The organism is Corynebacterium sp. p3-SID1056 (assembly GCF_025152525.1).
GTDB lineage: Bacteria > Actinomycetota > Actinomycetes > Mycobacteriales > Mycobacteriaceae > Corynebacterium.
In genome coordinates, this window is sequence record NZ_JALXXL010000008.1 from 20031 (window position 1) to 39899 (window position 19869).

Annotated in this window: 22 protein-coding genes; 17 read left to right on the forward strand and 5 right to left on the reverse strand. The window is 66.7% G+C overall.

All coding sequences use genetic code 11. From position 1 onward, the window contains the following. Positions 1–3 precede the first annotated feature (3 nt). The 5 genes from M3G14_RS08110 to M3G14_RS08130 are packed head-to-tail and all read left to right on the forward strand — an operon-like array spanning position 4 to position 4842. Positions 4–2628: an ATP-binding protein gene (locus tag M3G14_RS08110; RefSeq protein ID WP_259926033.1), complete on the forward strand. Its 2625-nt coding sequence runs from the start codon at positions 4–6 to the stop codon at positions 2626–2628. Continuing rightward, a complete protein-coding gene (locus tag M3G14_RS08115) occupies positions 2618–3337 on the forward strand; it encodes a response regulator (RefSeq protein WP_259926034.1) in 720 nt (239 codons plus the stop codon). The genes M3G14_RS08110 and M3G14_RS08115 overlap by 11 nt, the downstream gene beginning before the upstream one ends. 42 nt (positions 3338–3379) lie before the next feature. Then, entirely contained in the window at positions 3380–3535 is a 156-nt protein-coding gene (locus M3G14_RS08120) for a DUF4177 domain-containing protein (RefSeq protein ID WP_095066741.1), read from the forward strand. A 4-nt stretch (positions 3536–3539) separates the two neighbouring features. After that, positions 3540–4010, forward strand: coding sequence for a RidA family protein (locus M3G14_RS08125; protein WP_259926035.1), 471 nt, complete (start codon positions 3540–3542; stop codon positions 4008–4010). Positions 4011–4029: 19 nt separating this feature from the next. Continuing rightward, a complete protein-coding gene (locus tag M3G14_RS08130) occupies positions 4030–4842 on the forward strand; it encodes an MBL fold metallo-hydrolase (RefSeq protein ID WP_259926036.1) in 813 nt (270 codons plus the stop codon). Positions 4843–4919: 77 nt separating this feature from the next. Here M3G14_RS08130 and glxR read toward each other — a convergent pair whose 3' ends face one another. After that, positions 4920–5603 (reverse strand): CRP-like cAMP-activated global transcriptional regulator GlxR, encoded by a 684-nt coding sequence (glxR, locus tag M3G14_RS08135; RefSeq protein WP_259926037.1) that lies wholly within the window; start codon positions 5601–5603, stop codon positions 4920–4922. A 308-nt stretch (positions 5604–5911) separates the two neighbouring features. Between glxR and nth the strand changes: the two genes are divergently transcribed. The 4 genes from nth to M3G14_RS08155 all read left to right on the forward strand — a co-directional run bounded on the left by nth (position 5912) and on the right by M3G14_RS08155 (position 9282). Beyond that, the gene (nth, locus tag M3G14_RS08140) at positions 5912–6733 is read left to right on the forward strand and encodes an endonuclease III (protein WP_259926038.1); all 822 of its coding nucleotides are present in this window, start codon (positions 5912–5914) and stop codon (positions 6731–6733) included. Then, the gene (locus tag M3G14_RS08145; RefSeq protein ID WP_259926039.1) at positions 6730–7299 is read left to right on the forward strand and encodes a TlpA disulfide reductase family protein; all 570 of its coding nucleotides are present in this window, start codon (positions 6730–6732) and stop codon (positions 7297–7299) included. Before nth ends, M3G14_RS08145 begins: the two co-directional genes overlap by 4 nt. After that, complete coding sequence (locus M3G14_RS08150) at positions 7289–8017, forward strand: CoA pyrophosphatase (protein ID WP_259926040.1); 729 nt, start codon at positions 7289–7291, stop codon at positions 8015–8017. The genes M3G14_RS08145 and M3G14_RS08150 overlap by 11 nt, the downstream gene beginning before the upstream one ends. A gap of 62 nt (positions 8018–8079) precedes the next feature. Continuing rightward, positions 8080–9282 (forward strand): MarP family serine protease, encoded by a 1203-nt coding sequence (locus tag M3G14_RS08155; protein ID WP_259926041.1) that lies wholly within the window; start codon positions 8080–8082, stop codon positions 9280–9282. A gap of 9 nt (positions 9283–9291) precedes the next feature. Here M3G14_RS08155 and M3G14_RS08160 read toward each other — a convergent pair whose 3' ends face one another. Then, a complete protein-coding gene (locus M3G14_RS08160) occupies positions 9292–10053 on the reverse strand; it encodes an alpha/beta fold hydrolase (RefSeq protein WP_259926042.1) in 762 nt (253 codons plus the stop codon). A 30-nt stretch (positions 10054–10083) separates the two neighbouring features. Continuing rightward, positions 10084–10599 carry a phage holin family protein gene (locus M3G14_RS08165; protein WP_259926043.1) on the reverse strand — a complete coding sequence of 172 codons (516 nt, stop codon included), beginning with the start codon at positions 10597–10599 and terminating at the stop codon, positions 10084–10086. A 205-nt stretch (positions 10600–10804) separates the two neighbouring features. On the opposite strand from M3G14_RS08165, the gene M3G14_RS08170 reads away from it, so the two are divergent. Then, complete coding sequence (locus M3G14_RS08170; RefSeq protein WP_259926044.1) at positions 10805–11821, forward strand: acyl-CoA thioester hydrolase/BAAT C-terminal domain-containing protein; 1017 nt, start codon at positions 10805–10807, stop codon at positions 11819–11821. A 6-nt stretch (positions 11822–11827) separates the two neighbouring features. Here the strand turns inward: M3G14_RS08170 and M3G14_RS08175 are convergent, their stop codons facing one another. Further along, on the reverse strand, positions 11828–12634 hold the full coding sequence (locus M3G14_RS08175) for an HAD family phosphatase (protein WP_259926045.1): 807 nt from the start codon (positions 12632–12634) through the stop codon (positions 11828–11830). 215 nt (positions 12635–12849) lie between these two features. Here M3G14_RS08175 and ssd point away from each other — a divergent pair, with 215 nt between their 5' ends. The 7 genes from ssd (at position 12850) to M3G14_RS08210 (ending at position 17349) form a co-directional block, all read left to right on the forward strand. After that, positions 12850–13893: a septum site-determining protein Ssd gene (ssd, locus tag M3G14_RS08180; protein ID WP_259926046.1), complete on the forward strand. Its 1044-nt coding sequence runs from the start codon at positions 12850–12852 to the stop codon at positions 13891–13893. After that, complete coding sequence (locus tag M3G14_RS08185; protein ID WP_259926047.1) at positions 13893–15020, forward strand: TadA family conjugal transfer-associated ATPase; 1128 nt, start codon at positions 13893–13895, stop codon at positions 15018–15020. Before ssd ends, M3G14_RS08185 begins: the two co-directional genes overlap by 1 nt. Beyond that, positions 15017–15811 carry a type II secretion system F family protein gene (locus M3G14_RS08190; RefSeq protein WP_259926048.1) on the forward strand — a complete coding sequence of 265 codons (795 nt, stop codon included), beginning with the start codon at positions 15017–15019 and terminating at the stop codon, positions 15809–15811. The genes M3G14_RS08185 and M3G14_RS08190 overlap by 4 nt, the downstream gene beginning before the upstream one ends. Further along, positions 15808–16419, forward strand: coding sequence for a type II secretion system F family protein (locus M3G14_RS08195; protein ID WP_259926049.1), 612 nt, complete (start codon positions 15808–15810; stop codon positions 16417–16419). The genes M3G14_RS08190 and M3G14_RS08195 overlap by 4 nt, the downstream gene beginning before the upstream one ends. A 70-nt stretch (positions 16420–16489) precedes the next feature. Then, positions 16490–16723, forward strand: a complete 234-nt coding sequence (locus M3G14_RS08200) for a DUF4244 domain-containing protein (RefSeq protein ID WP_396122218.1) — start codon at positions 16490–16492, stop codon at positions 16721–16723. Further along, a complete protein-coding gene (locus M3G14_RS08205; RefSeq protein ID WP_259926050.1) occupies positions 16724–17011 on the forward strand; it encodes a hypothetical protein in 288 nt (95 codons plus the stop codon). Beyond that, positions 17008–17349, forward strand: coding sequence for an Rv3654c family TadE-like protein (locus tag M3G14_RS08210; RefSeq protein ID WP_259926051.1), 342 nt, complete (start codon positions 17008–17010; stop codon positions 17347–17349). The genes M3G14_RS08205 and M3G14_RS08210 overlap by 4 nt, the downstream gene beginning before the upstream one ends. Before the next feature lie 7 nt (positions 17350–17356). On the opposite strand, the gene M3G14_RS08215 is transcribed toward M3G14_RS08210, so the two are convergent. Next, positions 17357–19741, reverse strand: a complete 2385-nt coding sequence (locus tag M3G14_RS08215) for a DEAD/DEAH box helicase (RefSeq protein WP_259926052.1) — start codon at positions 19739–19741, stop codon at positions 17357–17359. Positions 19742–19869 lie beyond the last annotated feature (128 nt).

Consider the following 19869-nt stretch of genomic DNA (forward strand, 5'->3'; position numbering starts at 1 on the left):
CTTATGTCCACGCACTCCACACCCCAGACTCCTAAGCGGGGTCGGCTCAAAATCTATCTTGGCGCTGCGCCCGGCTCGGGCAAGACCTGCGCAATGCTGAGTGAGGCGCACACACTGCTGCGGGGCGGCACTGATGTAGTCGTCGGCATTGTTGAAGATCACGGCCGTGCCTATACGAAGTCGCTGTGCGAGGGCCTCGAGGTCATCCCGCGGCGGCACGTTGGCGCGATCGCCACCGGTGAGTTGGATACCGAGGCAGTGCTTCGGAGGCGACCGAGCATCGCGCTTATCGACGAGTTCGCGCACTCCAATCCCCGCGGCGAAACGCACGCGAAGCGCTGGGAGGATGTGGAGGAGATCTTGGATGCGGGAATCGACGTGATTTCCACCTTGAACATCCAGCACGTAGAAAGCCTCAACGACGTCATCACGCAGATCACGGGCATCGCGCCGCAGGAAACGGTGCCCGATGAGGTGGTTCGCGCCGCCGACGAGATCGAGCTGATTGACGTCTCCCCGCAACTGTTGCGCACGCGCTTGAGCGACGGCCAGGTCTACCACGAGGCGCGCATCGCACCGGCACTAAATAACTACTTTCGCGTCGGTAACCTCACCGCGCTCCGCGAGCTCGCCCTGCTTTGGCTGGCAGATCAGGTCGACGAAGCCCTGGCGGCCTACCGTGCCGAGCAGGAGATCACGGAGACGTGGGAGGCGCGGGAGCGGGTTGTCGTGGCTGTGCAGAATGTTGCGCACGCCGAGCTGCTCATCCGGCGCGGGCGTCGTATTGCCACGAAGTCTTCTGCGGAGCTACACGTGGTGCACGTGGTCTTTGGGGACTCTTTCGCATCCGGTACCTTGTCCGTAGCGGGGTCGGCGCAGCAACTGGCAAAGCTGCAAGCACTGGCCCAGGACGTCGGCGCGCGATTGCACCAGGTCACCGGCGACTCGGTGCCAGAAGCCTTGCTGAATTTTGCACGGAGTGTCAATGCAACGCAGCTGGTGCTGGGGGTCTCCCCCAGGGGACGGTTTGAGCTGCACGGCCCCAGCTCTGTGGTGGATGCGGTGGTGCGCCAGTCCGGCAAGATTGACTGCCACATTGTGAACCTGCCTCCCAAACGAACGCGCAGGGTCACTCAGCTCTTTCGCCCACTGCGCTCGGTTCCGCGCCGCGCGGTGTCGTTGGTGGTGGCGGCTCTTGCCTTCGTCGCGTTGACCGCGCTTCTTGTCGCGGCAGATGGCCAGGCGTTGGGCACCGGCACCTGCGCCGCGTTCTATTTTGCACTCATCCTCCTGGTCAGCCTCGCTGCAGACTTGCTCTCCGCAGTGCTGGTGGCGGTAGCGTCGGGACTGGCGGTGAACTGGTACTTCACCCCGCCCATACATACTTTTGACATTGCAGATCCGGCGAACGCGGTGATCGCCGCTGTCATGGTTGCCACCGCGTTGGCCGTGGGGATCTTGGTTCGGAAGGCCAAGGGGGAGCGCCACAATGCGCTCGTAGCTGCCCGCGACGCGGAGCTCCTCACCGTCTTCTCCCGCGCAGTACTCAACCGCAACGCCGACGTGGCACCAATCGACGCGGTGATGCGGAAAGTCGGTGAAGCGTTTGGGTGCCACCGCGCCGAACTTGTCGACGCCTCAGGCGACAGCCTCGCTGTGTGGTACTCCTCGTCTGCGGCACGGGGATCTCAGAGCACTGGCAGCGGGGAGCGAAAACACACTCGTCTCCCTATTCCGCGTTCGGCCCCGGGTAAAAACATCGAGACGGTCGTTCACAGTGAGGACCAGACTGTCGAGCTGGCTCTGAAGGGCCCGGCGTTGTCGGCGCGCGACCGGACCCTGGTCGCAGTCGTCGCTGGGTATCTCGCGGGTGTGGTGCGCGAGGAACAACTGAGCCAGGAGGCCGCGCGCGTGAACGCGGTGGCGGCGGCAGATGAGCTGCGCCGCGCGCTGTTGTCGAGCGTGAGCCACGATCTGCGCACCCCACTGGCTACGGCGAAGCTCGCGGTCTCTTCGCTGCGTAACTCGGAGGTGGAATTCAGCCCGGAGGATAGGGAGGAGCTGTTGGCGGAAACCGCTGCGAGTATTGACCAGCTCACGCTTCTGGTGACGAACCTGTTGGACCACTCGCGTCTGAGCGCTGGTGCGGTGACGGCTCGTCGTGAAGCGGTGGAGCTCTACGAGGTGGCGCACCGCGCGATTGCTTCTTGCGCGTTTGGACATTCGCGGGCGCAGACGCAGCGCTTTGTGCTCGATGAAAGCTTGCGGGGCATGACCTGCTGCGCCGATGCCGCCCTGCTCGAGCGGGTGCTGGCGAACCTGTTCGATAACGCGCTGCGCTACGCGCCAACGGGGGAGATTCTCCTGAGCGCGGCAGTTGTGGACGATCGAGTAGAGCTGACTTTGTCGGACGAGGGGCCGGGGATTCCGCCCGAGAAACAAAAGGACATGTTCGCGGCGTTCCAGCGCCTCGGCGATACCAACAACGACAGCGGCGTAGGTCTTGGTTTGTCAGTAGTTCGCGGGTTTGTCGAGGCAATGCGCGGTACGATCACCGTCGAAGCCACCCCGGGGGCAACGTTTACCCTAAGTTTCCCGCAGCGGGAGGGAGAAAGCGATGACGAATAGGAAAGTGCGTATTGCGATCGTGGACGATGACCCGCGTCTGCTCAACGCGCTGCGGATCAACTTTAAAGCGCGCGGCTACGAGGTCTTTGTCGCGGGCACTGGCGCAGAGGGGCTGCAGGTCGTCTCGCGCAACGAGCCGGACGTGGTCATCTTGGACATGGGCTTGCCAGACATGGACGGCTCCGTGGTGCTGGACGGGATCCGCGGCTGGTCCGCGGTACCCGTGGTGATCCTGACGGCCCGCGCTGATCCCTTCTTAAGCGCCGCGGCGCTGGACCAAGGTGCCGATGATTACGTGACCAAGCCCTTTTCCATGGAAGAGTTGCTTGCCCGTGTCCGCGTCGCGTTGCGGCACGGTGCGCCGCAGCAGTCCCCCGTGCACCAGAACACCGGGGTCATTCGCGCGGGGGATCTGCGCATTGATATTCCGCAGCACAGCGTGACCAAAGCCGGTGAGGTCCTCCACCTGACCCCGACGGAGTGGGGTGTGCTCACCACGCTGCTCCGCGCGCACGGCGGGCTCGTGCGCAAGGAGGATTTGCTAGAGGAGATCTGGGGTCCGGGTTTTGAAGGGCAGGGTCACTACCTGCGTGTGTATGCCTCCCAGCTGCGGCGCAAGCTGGAAGATGACCCGGCGAACCCACAGTTTCTCCTCACTGAGCCGGGGCTGGGGTACCGCTTCGTCGTGCCTGAGCCGACACGAGAATAGAAGCCCCGCTGTCGGGCGGCGCGGCACGGTAGGGTGGGCGCCATGAAGAAATGGGAATACGCCACTGTGCCGCTACTTACTCACGCCACGAAGCAGATCCTGGATACCTGGGGCGAGGACGGGTGGGAGCTCGTCTCCGTCACCCCGGGCCCGAATCCGGACAATGTTGTCGCATACCTGAAGCGAGAGGTGGAGTAACACAATGACTACTACGTGGACCGCAAAACTGTCCGAGCTCGGCATCGAGCTGCCCAACGTCGCCGCCCCGGTGGCCGCCTACGTACCCGCCACCAAGGTGGGCAACCAGGTATGGACGTCGGGACAGCTCCCGCTTATCGACGGGGCGTTGCCTGCCACTGGCAAAGTCGGTGGTGCGGTCAGCGAAGAGGATGCCTACGGCTACGCCCGTCAGGCGGCGTTGAACGCGATCGCCGCGGTGGACGCGCTCGTGGGCGTGGACAATATCGCCCGCGTGCTGAAGATCGTTGGCTTTGTTGCCTCCGAGCCGTCCTTTACGGGGCAGCCCGCCGTGATCAACGGTGCCTCCGACCTGATGAAGGAGGTCTTCGGGGAGGCCGGCGAGCACGCCCGCTCCGCTGTGGGCGTTGCCGTGCTGCCGATGGATACCCCGGTTGAGGTGGAACTCGTCGTGGAGCTGAAGGAAGGCGCCTAAACGGGGTAGGGTTGAGGGCATGAAGCACCCCGCTTACAGTCAGTTGCGCCCTGTCACGACTTCCGCCGCTGTCGTTTTGGCGCCCAACCCCAGCTACGCGGCGCTTGAAGGTACGAACTCTTGGGTCATCCGTGACCCGGAGGACGAGTACAGCATCGTGGTGGATCCGGGCCCGGCAGATGAGGGTCACCTGAACGTGCTGCAGGCGAAGGCCGACAAGGTTGCGCTCATCCTGCTGACCCACCGCCACCACGATCACGCCGATGGTGCGGAGCGTTTCCGTCAGCTGACCGGCGCGCCGATCCGCTCTTTCGACCCGCAGTACAGCAATGGTGCGGAAGCGCTCGAGGACGGCGAGGTGATTTCGGTGGACGGCGTAACCCCGAAGGTGCAGGTCGTGCACACCCCAGGCCACACGAAGGACTCCGTGTGCTTCTTCGTCTACACCAACGAGGTGGAAGAGGGCGAGCTTGAGGGCATCATTACCGGCGACACCATTGCGGGCCGCCACACCACCATGATCTCTGAGACCGACGGCGACGTGGGCGAGTACCTGGACACGCTGGAGATGCTGGAGACTCGCGGCAAGGACATCACGCTGCTGCCGGGCCACGGCCCGGAGAACGAGGACCTGTCGCAGTTTGCGCGCAAGTACATCGACCGCCGCAACCAGCGCCTCGAGCAGATCCAGCAGGCGCTGAAGGAACACGGCGCGGACGCAGACATCAATACCCTGGTGGACGCGATCTACGACGATGTTGATCCGGTGCTGCGCGGCGCGGCCGAGCAGTCCACTCGCGTGGCGCTGCGTTACCTGCAGAACCAGAAGTAAGCGCCTCTTTTTAAGAAGGCCAAGAAAACTGCCCCGGTTCCGATTGGAGCCGGGGCAGTGTTTGTGTGTCTGGGCCGCTAGCGCGCGCGGCGGGCGAGGTGCTCAGTGTTGACGATGAGGACGGACTTGCCCTCCAGCTTGATCCACTCGCGGTGGGCGAAGGTGGCGAGCGCCTTGTTGACGGTCTCGCGGGAGGCGCCGACAAGCTGCGCGATCTCTTCCTGGGTGAGGTCGTGGTTGACGCGCAGTGCGCCGCCTTCCTGCACGCCGAAACGGTTGGCCAGCTGCAGGAGGGTCTTTGCGACGCGGCCCGGCACGTCGGTAAAGATGAGGTCGGCCAGCGAGGCGTTGGTGCGGCGCAGGCGGCGTGCCAGCACACGCAGCAGCTGCTGGGAGATCTCCGGGTGCTGGGCGATCCAGTCCTTGAGCATCTCGGAGTCCATCGTCGCTGCAGTGACATCGGTGACGCAGACCGCGGAGGAGGTGCGCGGGCCCGGATCGAAGATGGACAGCTCGCCGAACATATCGGACGGACCCATCACAGACAGGAGGTTCTCGCGACCATCCGGTGCGTGGCGGGCCAGCTTCACCTTGCCCTGGACGATGATGTAGAGCCTGTCACCCGGCTCGCCTTCATCAAAAATGGTCGTCCCACGCGCGAACGTGACAGTTTCCATCTCGTTGATCAGGGTATCCACCGCGTCGGCGTCAACGCCCTGAAAAATGCCGGCCTTGGCTAGCGTATCCTGAATGCCTTCCATAGATCCTCCTCGAAAATGGTGATGAGGTCCTCGCCCTCGTGGTTTGAGTCACCTACGTCAAAAATTTTGGGCGCGGTCACAATGCAGACTCTACCAGTCGTTGCCATCCGTGGGGGCATAAGGGAGGACTTTTTCAGAGATCCGCCGCAGTCGTTAGGATTTCCTGCTACACGCTGGGGGCTTGCGGGTTGACGGCGACTGCTTCGAGGCGTTCCATGCCCATGGTGAACAGGCCGAGGGCGAGCGGGAGCGCAGCGACGAGGATAACAACCATAAGGCTATGGTACGTGTGCGATAGCATGGCGTGCATGTCGCGTACCTCCGCTTCCTCCTCCAGCTCAGCCCTGCCCACCCCGCAGCGGCGGCGTCGGCCGGGTACCCACCCGGCGGCGAAGGGGAGGGAAACGCCCCTGGGTCGCACGCGCCGAGCGCGTCGGATCAACCGGACCCTTGCGCTGGTGTTCCCCGACGCCCGCGCGGAACTGGACTTTTCCAACCCGCTGGAGCTGCTCGTGGCCACCGTGCTCTCCGCGCAGACGACGGACGTGCGCGTCAACCAGGTCACTCCGGCGCTGTTCGCGGCCTACCCCACAGCTACGGACTACGCCACTGCCAACGTGGCGGAGGTTGAGGAGTTGATCCGCCCGACCGGGTTTTACCGCGCCAAAGCAGCGAACTTGGTCAACCTGGGCCAAAAGCTGGTGACCGACTTTGGGGGCGAGGTGCCAGAGGCGCTCGAAGACCTCGTCAGCTTGCCAGGGGTGGGGCGAAAAACGGCGCACGTGGTGCGGGGCAACGCCTTTGGCAAACCGGGCCTGACCGTTGATACCCACTTCCAGCGGCTGGTGGGGCGACTGGCGCTGAGTGCGCAGAAAGACCCGGTGAAGATCGAGCGGGACATTGCGCAGCTTATCCCGGAGAAAGAGTGGACGATGTTTTCACACCGGCTCATCTTCCACGGCCGACGAATCTGTCACGCGCGCACGCCCGCGTGCGGGGCATGCCCCCTCGCTTTCGATTGCCCCTCCTTTGGTGCGGGCCCGACCGACCCGGAGGAGGCCGAGGCACGGGTGACCGGGCCGGAGCGCGAGCACATCCTTGCACTCATCCACGAGGGAGGAGACGAGTGAAGAAGACGGTGTGGGCCAGCGTGATCGGCGCGGTCGTGGTGGCGTGTGCGCTTATCGCTGGTGCACTGTTCCTGCTGCGGCCGGCGGAGTCAGGTGGGGAGAACGTGGCGTCGACAAGCGAAGAGGCTCCCGTGGCCGAACGACCCGACTGCGTGGCGGGCGGCGTAGGCGGCGTGGAACTGCCCTGCCTGGGTGGGCGAGACGTGCCCGGCGAGCGCAAGCGCGTGACGGTGGTAAACGTCTGGGCCTGGTGGTGCGAGCCGTGCCGGGCGGAACTGCCCGTGCTCGAGCGCTACGCCGCACATCACCCTGACTACGAGGTGGTGGGCGTTCACGCGGATGCGAACGCGGCCAACGGCGCGGCCTTCCTCAACGACGTGGGCGTCTCACTGCCGAGCTACCAGGACGACGACAACGCCTTTGCCGGGGCCCTTGGGCTGCCCGGGGTCGTGCCAGTTACGGTCGTGTTCCGTGACGGGCAGCAGGTCGGTACGCTCGCGCAAGCCTTCGAATCGGAGGAGGCGCTGGCGCTCGCGGTCGAGGAGGTGCTGGCAGGTGACGCGTGACGACGTCGCGCTCCAGCCGGAGCGGGCGCCACGCTGGCTCAAACCGTTAGTGGAGAAGCTCCAGCGTGAAGAGCACCGCTCATGCGCGCGCCGCCTGCTTGGCCAACGCGTGCCGCAGGGGAGCCCGGATGCGCCCGATGAGGCTGCTGTGCTCATCCTTTTCACCGGCGACGCGCACGCGGCCGCGGTGCCTGATGACGCGCACGTGCTGATTACGCACCGCACGCCCCGGATGCGCAGCCACTCCGGCCAGATGGCGTTTCCTGGCGGGCACATTGACGCGGGCGATCGTGGGCCGATCGACGCCGCGCTGCGCGAGGCTTGGGAGGAGACGGGGCTGGATCGCAGTCGCGTGGTGCCGCTCGCCACGCTGTCTACCGTGACCACCGGCGGCAGCGGGCGGCGCGTGCGCCCGGTGCTGGCGTATGCGGCGCGGCCCGGTGAGACCTATGTGGCCAGCCCCTTCGAAACCGATGACGTGTTTTTCATGGCGGTGCGCGACCTCGTCGACCCGGCGAACCGCCTGCAGGTGGGGCGCGGGCGCTATGCCGGGCCCGCGTTCCGCGCCGGCTGCTACGTGGTGTGGGGCTTTACCGCCGCGCTGCTCGCCGTCCTCTTGGAGCAAGCGGGCTGGGCGCGCGCGTGGGATCGCACGCTCCACGATTTGGACGCAGTCCTGGCGCGTTCCTGTAACGGGGAGCAGCATACGGCGCGCTAGACTGCAACGAGCGACGCGGCCCTGCGGGGCGCATTTGGGATGGACGAAGGAGTACGCAGCAGGTGACAGGGCACGTGATCGTTGACGTGGTGGCTGCGGTGCTCATTCTTGCCGCAGTGGTCAACGGCTGGCGGCAGGGGCTGATTGCGGCGGTCTTTACCGCGCTCGGCAGTGTCGCCGGACTCGTCGCCGGGTACTTCGCCGCGCTCTTTGCGGTGAACTACGTCGATGGCCAGGGCATGCGCACCATCGTCTTCTTGTCGGTGGTCGTGGTGTTCGTGGGCCTGGGCAACCTCGCCGGCTCCTACGCCGGCGACACGCTGCGCCCCTCCGCTCGGTGGGCACCCGCCAGGGCGGTGGATGCTGTCGCCGGGGCGGCGCTGCAGGCGCTCGCGGCCTCGCTGGCGTTGTGGATCATCTCCGTCCCGCTGATCAGTGGCCTGCCCGAGCAGCCGAGTGAGGCGCTGCGTCAATCGCGCGTGCTTTCGCTTATCGACGCCCGCGTGCCCGAATCCTTCGTCCAACTCCCCGCGAAGATGGCCTCCCTACTGCACGAGACAGGGATGCCGCCGCTGGTCTCGCCGTTTCGGACGGACGCGGCGAACGAGGTCGACGCCCCGGACCCGGAGGTCGTGACCGAGCACCTCGTTACGGCGACCCGCCCGAGCGTGGTGCACGTGGTGGGTGATTCGCAAACCTGCCACCACCGGCTCATGGGCAGCGGTTTCGTCATCGCTGAAGACTATGTGCTGACCAACGCGCACGTAGTGGCGGGCACGCAGTCAGTGTCACTGGACACCGTGGTGGGGGTCAAGCCTGCCGATGTGGTCTTCTACGACCCGGAGGTCGACATTGCGCTCCTGCACGCCACGGAGCTGGGCCTGCCGGAGCTTGACTGGGCCGAGCGCGAGCTGCGCCACGGCAGCGACGCGGTGGTAATGGGCTTCCCGGACTCCGGGCCCTTCGCGGCCACGGCGGCGCGAGTGCGCAGTAAGCTCGAGCTCAGCGGGCCGGATATCTACACCACCGGCAGGATTGAGCGCGGGGCCTACACCATCCGCGGCGACGTGCGTCAAGGCAACTCCGGGGGCCCGCTGCTGGACGCGGACGGCCAGGTTGCGGGCATGATTTTCGGCACGGCGACCGACGTGGAGGAAACAGGCTACGCGCTCACCGCCGAGCAGATCCGCGAACGGGTGGGCGAGGTTGGTCAGCTGAGCGCACTGACCGAGCCGGTGGATACGCGCTCGTGCGTGGTGGGCTAGCGAGTACAGCTAGTACACGGAATTGAGGCGGCGGTGGGCAGCAGCCACGAACGCCTCTGGGGTCGCCACGTGTGCCAGCGCGCCGAGGCCGAGCGCCTCGCCACCAAGCACCTGGCGTCCGCGCAGGCGGTGTGTGGCCATGATGTGCGGCAGCGCGTTGTCGATACGGCGGGCGGAAAGCCGCAGCGCGAGTGCCTCTTCTGCGTCGACGGTGCTGGGGCCCGTGAAGGCAAGCGCCCGTGCAAAGCCGCTGCGCCACGCGCGATCGAGCCGGCTGTGGCTGCGCGGGAGCCGTCGTATGAGGCCTGCGGGAAGGCGGCGGAGAGGAAGCGGTAGTGGGGGCTCGGCGGGAAGCGTGAGTGTGGCTCGGACAAGGTGCGGGGCAGCCTGCGCGAGTCCGTCAGCGAGCACCGCGCCGGTGTCAGCGGCGATGAGCGTGGCCTCGGCGTGCCCAAGCGTGGCGATGGCGCCCTTGATATCGCCGCGCAGGAGGTGGAGCGGGTCGCTACCGCGCGGGGCGGGTTTATCGGACAGGCCAAAGCCCCGCTGGTCCAGCGCAGCAACGTGGAAGCCCAAGCGGGCCAGCGGGGCGATTGTGTAGCGGAAGTCGAACCAGCCGCCGTACGCGCCATGCAGGAGCACGATGAGCGGATCTGTGGGCGCGCCTGCGACCGCGGCGTGCAGGCGCACGCCGCGGGTGTGCAGCATCCGGTGCCGAAAATCCCCCGGAAGGTCGACGACAGACGGTGGCGTGGGGCGGGGACGCTGCATGCCTCGTCCTGGTTCGTGCCTTGTGGAAGGCTACTTCTCTACGGAGGTGTACAGGCCGGCGGAGTCCTTGGACAGGTTCTTCTGTGCCTGGCCAGGGCGAAGGTTCTTCAGCTCGCCGACGGACTCAATGGTCTTCTCCGGCGCCTTGATCTTCTTCACCTTCTTGAACCCGATGAGCGCCAAAAGGCCCGCCAGGGCGATCATGATGAGGAAGACGATGAGGAAGGCCCAGCCGCGGTGCATCCAGGAAGCCAGCATCTCCGCCAGCGCGAAGAAGGCGAAGAAGGAGGAGTACAGGGCGATCACGCCAGCCACGGCAAACAGCCCACCGCCGACAGCACCCTTCTTGACCTCGCCGACAACCTCGGTCTTGGCCAGCTCGATCTCGCCGCGCACGAGCGTAGAAATCTGCTCTGTGGCGTTAGAAACCAGGGTGCCAATGGAATCGTGGCCCGGCTGGGTCGTATCGGTATCGCGCAGCGGAATCGAGTTCACCTTGGCGGAAACTGCCGTGGAACCGCTGGTGTACAGACCGTCGTTGCTCACTGTTGTGTCACCTTCCTGCATGTCGCGCCGGGCGGGGCGGTAATCGGGCCCGCGCTCGGCGCGCGTGAAGCGTATCTGTGTAAGTATTGTCTCCAACGACTTTAGCTATAGTCACTCGTTCGTGCCTGTATTGGGGCCGAACGCGCGCGTGTGGAGTTGTGTGAGCCCGGGGGCTGGAACACGAGTTTTGGTAGGGTGGCGCGCAATGAGAGCGCTGAAAGTAATTGGCAAAATCCTCCTCGCCCTGGTGGCGGCGCTGGTTGTGCTCGCGCTCGTGGTGATGGGGCTGCGCGCCTATAACCACCACACCTACCCGGTGCTGTCGGAGGGGACCGGTGGAGGATCGGGGGCGGACGAGTCGGCGTCGATAAGCACTGCCCCCATCACAGGCGAGGGCATGAACGGCATGCACCTGACGCCGGAGGAAAAGACGCACCCCGGCGTGGTGGTGCTCTACGGCGGCTCCGAGGGCGGGCGCGATACAACGCGCGCAGCGTGGCTGGCCGACGAGGGCTTCGAGGTGCTGAGCATGCACTTCTTTGGCCAAGACAATCAGGAGCCGCTGCTGGCGAACGTGCCGCTCGAGCAGTTCGACGAGGTGAGTGACTACATTGCGCAGCACGCGGATGGCGGGCCGGTGACTGTCATTGGCACGTCGAAGGGCGCGGAATTCGTGGAGCTTTTGGCCGAGCGGGACTTCGCGGCGGATAACGTGGTGGCGTTCGTGCCCGCGCACTACAGCTATTCCGGGCTGGGCAAACAGGGCCGCTACGAAGCACCCAGCTTTACCTACCAGGGTGAGGCGGTGCCCTTTGCGTCCTTCCGTACCGGGTCGGTGGCGGTCGGCCTGAAACTGGCGTGGGACATGGCCACCGGCTACCCGCCGTCGTACCGGGCGACCTACGAAAACGCTGCCGAGCATGCCGCAGAGGCGGCGAAGATCGACCTATCTGGGTTTGCCGGCAATGTTCTGCTCTTCGCCGGTGGCGACGACCAGATGTGGCAATCCGACGTGGCCGCCCGCGAGCTCGAGCAACAGGGCGAGCACATTGAGGCGCACGTCTACCCGGACGCGGGGCATATCTTCTTCGAAGACTCGGAACGGGTGCCGCACGGCTGGCAGATCATGTTCGGCGGCACCCCGGAGGGCAATCGGGTGGCGTACCACGAATCGCGTGCGGTGCTGCTCGACCGCCTCGCGCAGTGGCACGGCACCCAGTAGGGCGTCTTACGCGGAGCGGTTCTCGCGGATGACGGCGCGGGTGACCAGCGTACCGACGACGGCGAGGGCGGTCAGGCCCGCGATCACGCCTGCGCCGATGCCAACCTCGCGCGCGTTTGGCATCTGGATGAGCGGCTCCGGGTTCTTAAAGGTGCGCAGCTGCCAGCCCTGGGACATCGCGTGCTTGCGCAGCGCGCGGTCGGGGTTGACGGCGACCGGATTGCCCACCGCGGCGAGCATCGGGATATCGGTGGCGGAGTCGGAGTAGGCGTAGCTGCGCGCGAGGTCGTAGCCGTGCTCGCGGGCGAACTGCTGCACCGCCTCGGCCTTCGCGTCGCCTTTGAGGTAGCGCAGAATCTTGCCGGTGAGCTTGCCGTCGACAGCCTCGAGGGCGGTGGCGACGACGGTGTCCACGCCCAGCTCGGCGGCAATCGGCTCGACCAGGATGTCGGCGGAGGCGGAGATGATGATCACCTCGTGGCCTGCTGCGCGGTGCTCCTCGATGAGCTGGCGGGCCTCGCTGTAGATTGCGGGGGCCACGACGTGGTGCATCGTGTTGGTGGTGATGCGGGTGACCTCGTCGACGTCCCAGCCCTTGATGAGCTGGGTGAGGTGGTCGCGGGAGGCGTCCATTTGGTTGCTGGAGTGTCCGACCAGCATGTAGCTCGCTTTGGAGAGGTAGAGGTCGAGCGCGTCTTGGCGGGTGATCAGCCCGTTGTTGAAAAACTCTTTGCCGAAGGCATAGGCAGACGAGGTTGCGATGATCGTCTTGTCCAAGTCGAAGAATGCCGCCACCGGTTTGCGAGTTGCCATAGGGGCAAGTCTAGCCCTGAAACCTCCCTAGGGCCTCCCCGCAGCCGCAACGGCATCTGCACGCTGCATGTAAAAGCTGGGACGTATGCGCCCTGTGCGCACAATGGGTCGAAGTTATCCACAATGAGCGAATTTCGGATGCGCGAAATGCCCGAGTTATACACAGATTTGTCCAGGGCCTTGCGATCGCGGGTTTCGCATGAAATTCTTGTGTTATGACTCAAGTAAAAGAAACGAATCGCAATTGGGGGCGCACCATCATCGTCGCGGTCGATGACCCCCTCCTCCACCCTGAAGCCACCCACCTCGCCGCCGCTGCTGGCTACGCCGTCCTGGACATCACCGATCCCGCCACGATCGCCCCCTACGCGGAGAAAGCCTTTGCCGTGCTTATCGACGCCGCGTGGGCACCCCGGCTCGCACAGCACGCGCGCCAGCGCAATGTGTTTGTGCTCGCCGGAAGCCTCGCCGCTACCGAGGCCTACCCAGCCGCGTTCGTCTTGCCCGCGCAGGCCGGCGAGCTGCTCATCGCCTTAGGTGAGCTCCACCGCAGCCCGGAACGCGCAGCCGAATCCGGGGAAACCATCGCCGTGCTCGGCGCTGGCGGCGGGGTAGGGGCCTCCGTGCTCGCCTGCGCGCTGGCCCGCAGTCGCGCCGAGAGCGCCACGCTTATCGACGGGCACCGCCTCTCCGGGGGACTCGACCTCCTCTTGGGCATCGAGGAGCACCCGGGCGCGCGCTGGGGTGAAATCGCGCTCGGCGAAGGCGCGGTGGAACGCACCGATGTGCGCCGCGCCCTGCCTGCCACCCGGGATGGGTGCGCGGTGCTGACGTTTGCCCGCAGCACCGTTGCCGACCCGTTCCGGCTCACGCCCGGCGAGCTCGACCGGGTCTGCGCCGCCGTGGGCACGGCGGGGCTGACCGTCCTCGACGTCCCGGTCGACCTGCTGCCTGCACGGTGCGACCTCGCCGTCATCGTGGTCACCCCGACGGTGCGCTCCGTCTGCGCCGCCTCGCAGCTCGCGCTGGAGTGCAACGCGGCCGGCGTGCCCCACACGCTGGTGCTGCGTGAAGGGCCTTGGCAGGGCGTGGATGCCGCCGGCATTGCTCGCGCGACTGGCTCGCGCATCTGCCAGCGCGTGCCCACGTTGCGCCGCCTGCCGCGCGCGGTGGACACCGCCGGCCTGCCCGCGCGTTTGCCGGCGTCGCTGCGCCGCGCCGCCGATGCAGTACTTGCCGAACTAGCAGGGGCGGCCTGATGGAAACGGCAGAGATCCTTGCGCGCGTCCAGCGCCGGCTTGCCGACGAGCAGACGCACCCGAGCCCCGACCGCCTCGCCGCACTGATCCGCGAAGAAGCGGTGGTGATCAGCGACCTCGACGTCCTTGGCCTTATGCGCAAACTGCGCGACGACACCACCGGCGCCGGGCCGCTCGAACCGTTGCTCGCAGCGGGAGACGTCACCGACATCTGCGTCAACGGCCCCGACCAGGTTTTCGCCGACCGCGGCAGTGGCCTTGAGCGCTGCGAGATCACCTTCGATTCGGAGGAAGCCGTGCGCGCGCTGGCCACCCGTCTTGCGCTCAGCTGTGGGCGCCGGCTTGACGACGCCCAGCCGTACTGCGACGGCCACCTCACCCGCGACGACGGCACCTTGCTGCGCTTCCACGCGATTTTGAGCCCGACCGCGAAGGTGGGCACCTGCCTGTCGCTGCGCGTGCTGCGCACCGCCACCGCATCCCTCGACGAGTTGGTAGCGCGCGGCTCTATCGCGGAGGAGGTAGCGGAGGTGCTGCGCGCGATGGTGGCACGCCGCAGTGCTTTCCTCGTTGTCGGCGGCACCGGCTCCGGCAAAACCACGCTGCTTTCCGCCCTGCTCGCCGAGGCCGGTCAGGAAGAGCGGATCATCGCCATCGAAGACACGCTTGAACTCACCCCGCACCACCCGCACGTGCTCAACCTCACCACGCGCGCGCCAAACGCGGAAGGCGCGGGTGCCATCTCGATCGCCGACCTGGTGCGCCAGGCGCTGCGCATGCGGCCGGATCGCATCGTCGTCGGCGAGATTCGTGGCGCTGAGGTGGTTGACCTGCTCGCCGCGCTCAACACCGGCCACGACGGGGGCGCGGGTACCCTGCACGCCAACTCCATTCACGAGGTGCCCGCCAGGCTGGAAGCGCTCGCCGCCCTGGGCGGGCTCGATCGCGCCGGGCTGCACTCGCAGCTCGCCGCCGCAGTCGATGCAGTCGTAGTGGTCAAACGCAGCCCCGACGGCAAGCGCTTCGTGCACCAGCTCGGTGTGCTGGAGGGCCAGCCCGTCACCACGCGCGTGGTGTGGGATAGCCAGACCGGCCGCGCCGCAGGATTCGAGGAGTTGTGTCAATGAGTCCACTGTGTATCCTCGCCGCTGCGGCGGTGCTGCACGCCCCGCCGCCACTTGGCCGACTTGGCGCTTTGGGTGGGCAGGCCCGAGTGCGCGGGTGGCGCACGGCCCGCGCGCAGGCCTGGGCGCTGAGTGGGGCCGCTGTAGTCGCGTTCGGTCTCATTGCAGCCGAGCGCATCACGGTGGTCATCGCCGTGGCACTCGCCGGCGCTACCGCCGTGGACGCGGTGCTGCGACGTCGGCAGCGGCGTGTAGGCGCGCGCGGGGCGCGGGTGACCGCTGATTTCTTGGGGCACGTGGTGTCCAACCTGGACGCAGGTGCGCCCTTGGAACGCGCCTGCATCACCGCGGCGGAGCGCCTGCCGGATGACGCCCCAGCGCAGCTTGCGCACGACATCCATCGTCTTCACCGGCACATTCGCCTCGGCCAGCCGGTCGGCACTGCGGTGGAGGGCGCGCAACCCGAACTGCGGCGTCTCGTCACCCTGTGGCAGTTGGCGCAACGACGCGGCGTGCCGGTAGCTCACCTCCTGCGCGCGGCTCGCGACGAACTCGATCGCGCCCAGCGCCACCATGCGGCCACCACCGCCGCGCTCGCCGGGCCGCGCACCACCGCCACAGTGCTTGCCGCGCTGCCCTTGGCCGGTATTGGCATGGGTGCGGCGATGGGGGCGAACCCGATCGGATTGCTCACTTCCGGCGGGCTCGGCGGCATCTTGCTTGTCGTTGGCGTTGGCCTGGTGTGTGCCGGAGTGTGGCTGTCTCGATACATCATTGAAGGGGCGGCACAATGACCTACCTCGCAGCGTTCCTCCCGCCCTTTTCACTGACCACCACGCTTTTCCTTGCGGCTGCGCTTGCCCTGCCGCCGGTGCCGCCCGCCATGCGCGTGGGGTACTCAGACGGCGACGGGCCGAAGACCCCGCGAGATGGACCCCGCGGGGCCGCACCGCCCGTGAACGCACACCGCGCGGCGGCGGACATCACCCTGTTCGCCGCCTGCTGTGAAGCAGGGCTTCCACTTGCCACCGCTGCCGCAGCCGTCGCCGACACTTACGAAGAGGCCGACGGGGAATCTGGCAGTGCGTGGCACACGGTCGCCGCGCTGACGGCGCTTGGGGTACACCCCGAGCGCGCCTGGTCCGAGCTCCACCCACTCCCGGGCGGTGCGGAGCTCGCCGGGCTCGTGGCCTTATCCAACGCCTCCGGCTCCGCGATCGTCGCGGGGTGTTCGCGCATCGTCGAACGCCTGCAGGCGGAAGCGGCGGACGAAGCGAAGGCGAGAGCAGAACGCGCCGGGGTGCTTATTGCGCTTCCGCTTACTGCGTGCTTTCTCCCGGCGTTCTTCGTCCTCGGGCTCGCGCCCGCCGTGATCAGCTTGGGCAGCGCCATGCTGCACTAGGCCGAAATACCAACACGTGACACTCAACACTTGACACCAACATACGACACAGTAAAGGAACAGATGTACCATGCAAACACTCACTCTCTCTGCCCTGAAAGTATCCCACTCAATCCGCCTGTATGCTGCAAGAAAAGCGGACAAACTTCATGATGATACTGGGATGTCAACCATCGAATATGCATTCGGGAGCTTAGCGGCTGCTGCCTTGGCCGGCGTGCTCTACCTCGTGGTCAACGGGGACGGGGTCACCTCCGCGATCGAGGGCGTGATCACCGACGCGCTGACCAACACCCCGACGTAGATGACAAGCGTTGAAACCGCGCTCTCGCTCTCCGCCCTGGTCACGGTCGCGGCGGCAATCGTTGCCGGTATCGCCACGGTGGCTACCTACATCGCGGCAGTCGATACCGCCGGCGCCGCGGCGCGTGCCCACGCCATCGGCGTGGACTACGAGCCGGTGCGCGGCCATATCGATGTCACCGAAGCCGGCGGGGTAGTCACCGTCACTGCGAACGTGCCCGCAGCGCTTGGACATATGCGGGCGACGGCGCGCTACCCGGTCGAATACGCCGCCGGAGGTGCCAAATGAAGGTTGCGCGCCGTATCGCAGATGAGTCAGGTTCCGCGACGGTGGTTGCTATCGGCATCATTACCGCCGTTGTCGCGCTGGCGCTTGCCGTCATCGCGATTGGGGCTCGGGCCGCCGATCAGCACCGGGTACGCACTGCCGCCGACCTGGCCGCAGTGGCCGGGGCGACGGCGCTGTATACCGGTAGCGCAGCATGTACGGCTGCAGAAGAGACCGCCCGGCTCAACGCGGCGGCAACGCAGGCCTGCGAGATCGACGGCGGCGACGTCACCGTGGAAGTCAACATGGCTGGGGCGCGCGCCACCGCCAAGGCAGGGCCACTCGAAGAAGGAAGGTGAGATGGGATTATGTGCTGGGCGTCGCAAAGCTGGTGTCTGCAGTCATCGTGGCGAGCGCGCCGAGCAGCTTCAGCGCGGCGTGCTTGTTGAGCGGCTGGTTGCCGTTGCCGCACTTCGGCGATTGCACGCACGAGGGGCACCCGTCTTCGCACGGGCAGGACCGCACGGCCTCGAAGGTTGCGGTGATCCACTCGCCGAAGCGGGCGTAGCCGGCGTCGGCAAAACCCGCCCCGCCGGGGTGGCCGTCGTAGACGAACACCGTCGGCAGCATCGTGTCCGGGTGCAGCGCCGTCGACACCCCGCCGATGTCCCACCGATCGCACGTCGCGAGCAGGGGCAGCAGCCCGATCGCGGCGTGCTCTGCGGCGTGCAGTGCCCCGGGGATCTCCCCGGCCGGGATACCCAGTTCCGCGAGCACGAGCGGGTCGATCGTGTAGGCCACCGCGCGGGTGCGTAGCGTGTGCTCGGGGAGGTCGAGCGGGATGTGTTCGGACACGGTGCCGTCGGCAAGCCGCACGACGTAGCCGGTGACCCGGTCGGTGACCTCCACGTCGACCCTTGCCACCCAGAGCCCCGGCGATGGGTTGCTGCGGGCCGTGGCCTCGCCGAGGATCGCGATGTCAGTGGTCGAGCGGGCCTGGGTGGTGTAGTCGGGTGAGTCCGGCTCCACCAGCGCCACGTAGTTATCTAAGTCCAGTTGTTGGACCACGAAGGACTCGCCCTGGTGCAGGTAGACCGCACCGTCGTGGACCTGGGTCGCGGCGCGCGCGGCATCGACGGTGCCAAGCAGCCGCCCATCGGTGGCGTCGACGATCATCACCTCTTCGCCTGCGCCGCCGCGCAGCGACACTGCGGCGTGGGCGGTCTCCGGGGTGAGTTCGCCTTTGAGAGGCGGGGTGGCGAACCAGCCACGGGGCCGGCGTCTGAGAAAGCCCTCCTCGGTGAGCCCATCGATGACGTCGCGCGCACCAAAGGCCTCCACATCTGCCTCCGTGAGCGGGCGCTCCACCGCAGCGCAGTACATATGCCCGCGCAGAATGTAGGGGTTACGAGGGTTGAACACCGAGGACTCCACCGGCGTGCCCAGCAGCGCTTGGGGGTGGTGAACCAGGTAGGTATCCATCGGCTCGTCGCGCGCCACCATGACCACTACCGACGCCTGCCCGCGCCGGCCCGCACGCCCCGCCTGCTGGCGGAAGGACGCGACCGTGCCAGGGAAGCCGGCCATCACCACCGCGTCGAGCCCACCGACGTCGATGCCCAGCTCCAAGGCATTCGTCGTGGCCAGCCCCAACAGGTCACCGCTATCGAGCGCGCGCTCCAACTTCCGACGATCCTCCGCCAAATACCCCGCACGATAAGAGGCCACCCTGCCCGCCATGTCGGCGCGGCCCGCCACCACAAGGTCCTCCTGAGCACGCAGCGCCACGGTTTCTGCGGCGCGCCGGGAGCGCACAAAGGTGAGGGTGCGCGCGCCCTCTTTGACCAGCGTGGCCATGATCGACGCGGCCTCCGTCGAGGCGGCGTAGCGCACCGGGGCACCGTGCTCGCCTTCTGCGCCCTCGATGAATCCGGGCTCCCACAGGGCGATGGTGCGCGTGCCGGTCGGGGCGGTGTCGCGGGTGATTGCGGTCACGTGGCGTCCGCACAGCCGCGTCGCGTGTGCCGCCGGGTCCGCCGACGTTGCGGAGGCAAACACCACAACCGGGTGCGCGCCGTATGCGGCCGCGATGCGCAGCAGGCGCCGTAGCACCAACGAGACGTTCGCCCCGAAGACACCGCGGTAGGTGTGGCACTCATCGACCACGATAAAACGCAGATGACGCAGGAAACGCGCCCACCGCGGGTGTGCGGCGAGGATACCCGCGTGGAGCATGTCCGGGTTGGAAAAGACGAAGCGGGAGGCCTCGCGGATACCGGCGCGAGCCTCGGTCGGCGTATCCCCGTCGTAGGGGGCCGGGTGGACCCCGGACAGCTCGTCGATGTGTGAAGTCATGCGCGCCGTCGCCTGCAACTGGTCCGAGCCGAGCGCCTTGGTGGGGGTGAGGTAGAGCGCGCACGCCGTCGGATCTTTAGCCAGCGCGGTGAGGATGGGCAGCTGGTAGCCCAGGGACTTGCCCGAGGACGTGCCGGTGGCGAGCACCGTGTCCTTGCCCTCCCACACCGACTGCGCGCATTGGGCTTGGTGGGCGTAGGGGGCGGTGATGGCGGCGTCGATAAGCAATTGCTTGAGCGGGTCGAGCACCCACTCGGGCCACGCGGCGTACTGTGCGGGGGTGGCTACGCACTCCTCAACGTGCGTGATGGTGGAGGTGCCAAAACGCTCGCGGAGCTGGGCAATGAGCTCCTGGCCGAGCGAGTCGGGCGGGGGAGTGGGGTGGTGATCAGTCATGGCACCGAAAAGTATGCCACTTTGCTATGCCAAACCCCCGAACTCATGGCAGACTGGTGCGTGGTCAGAAGATTTTGTGTGCGCCCTTGAAAAGGTGCTCGCGAGGTTCGTTGACGCGGGCACCAGGC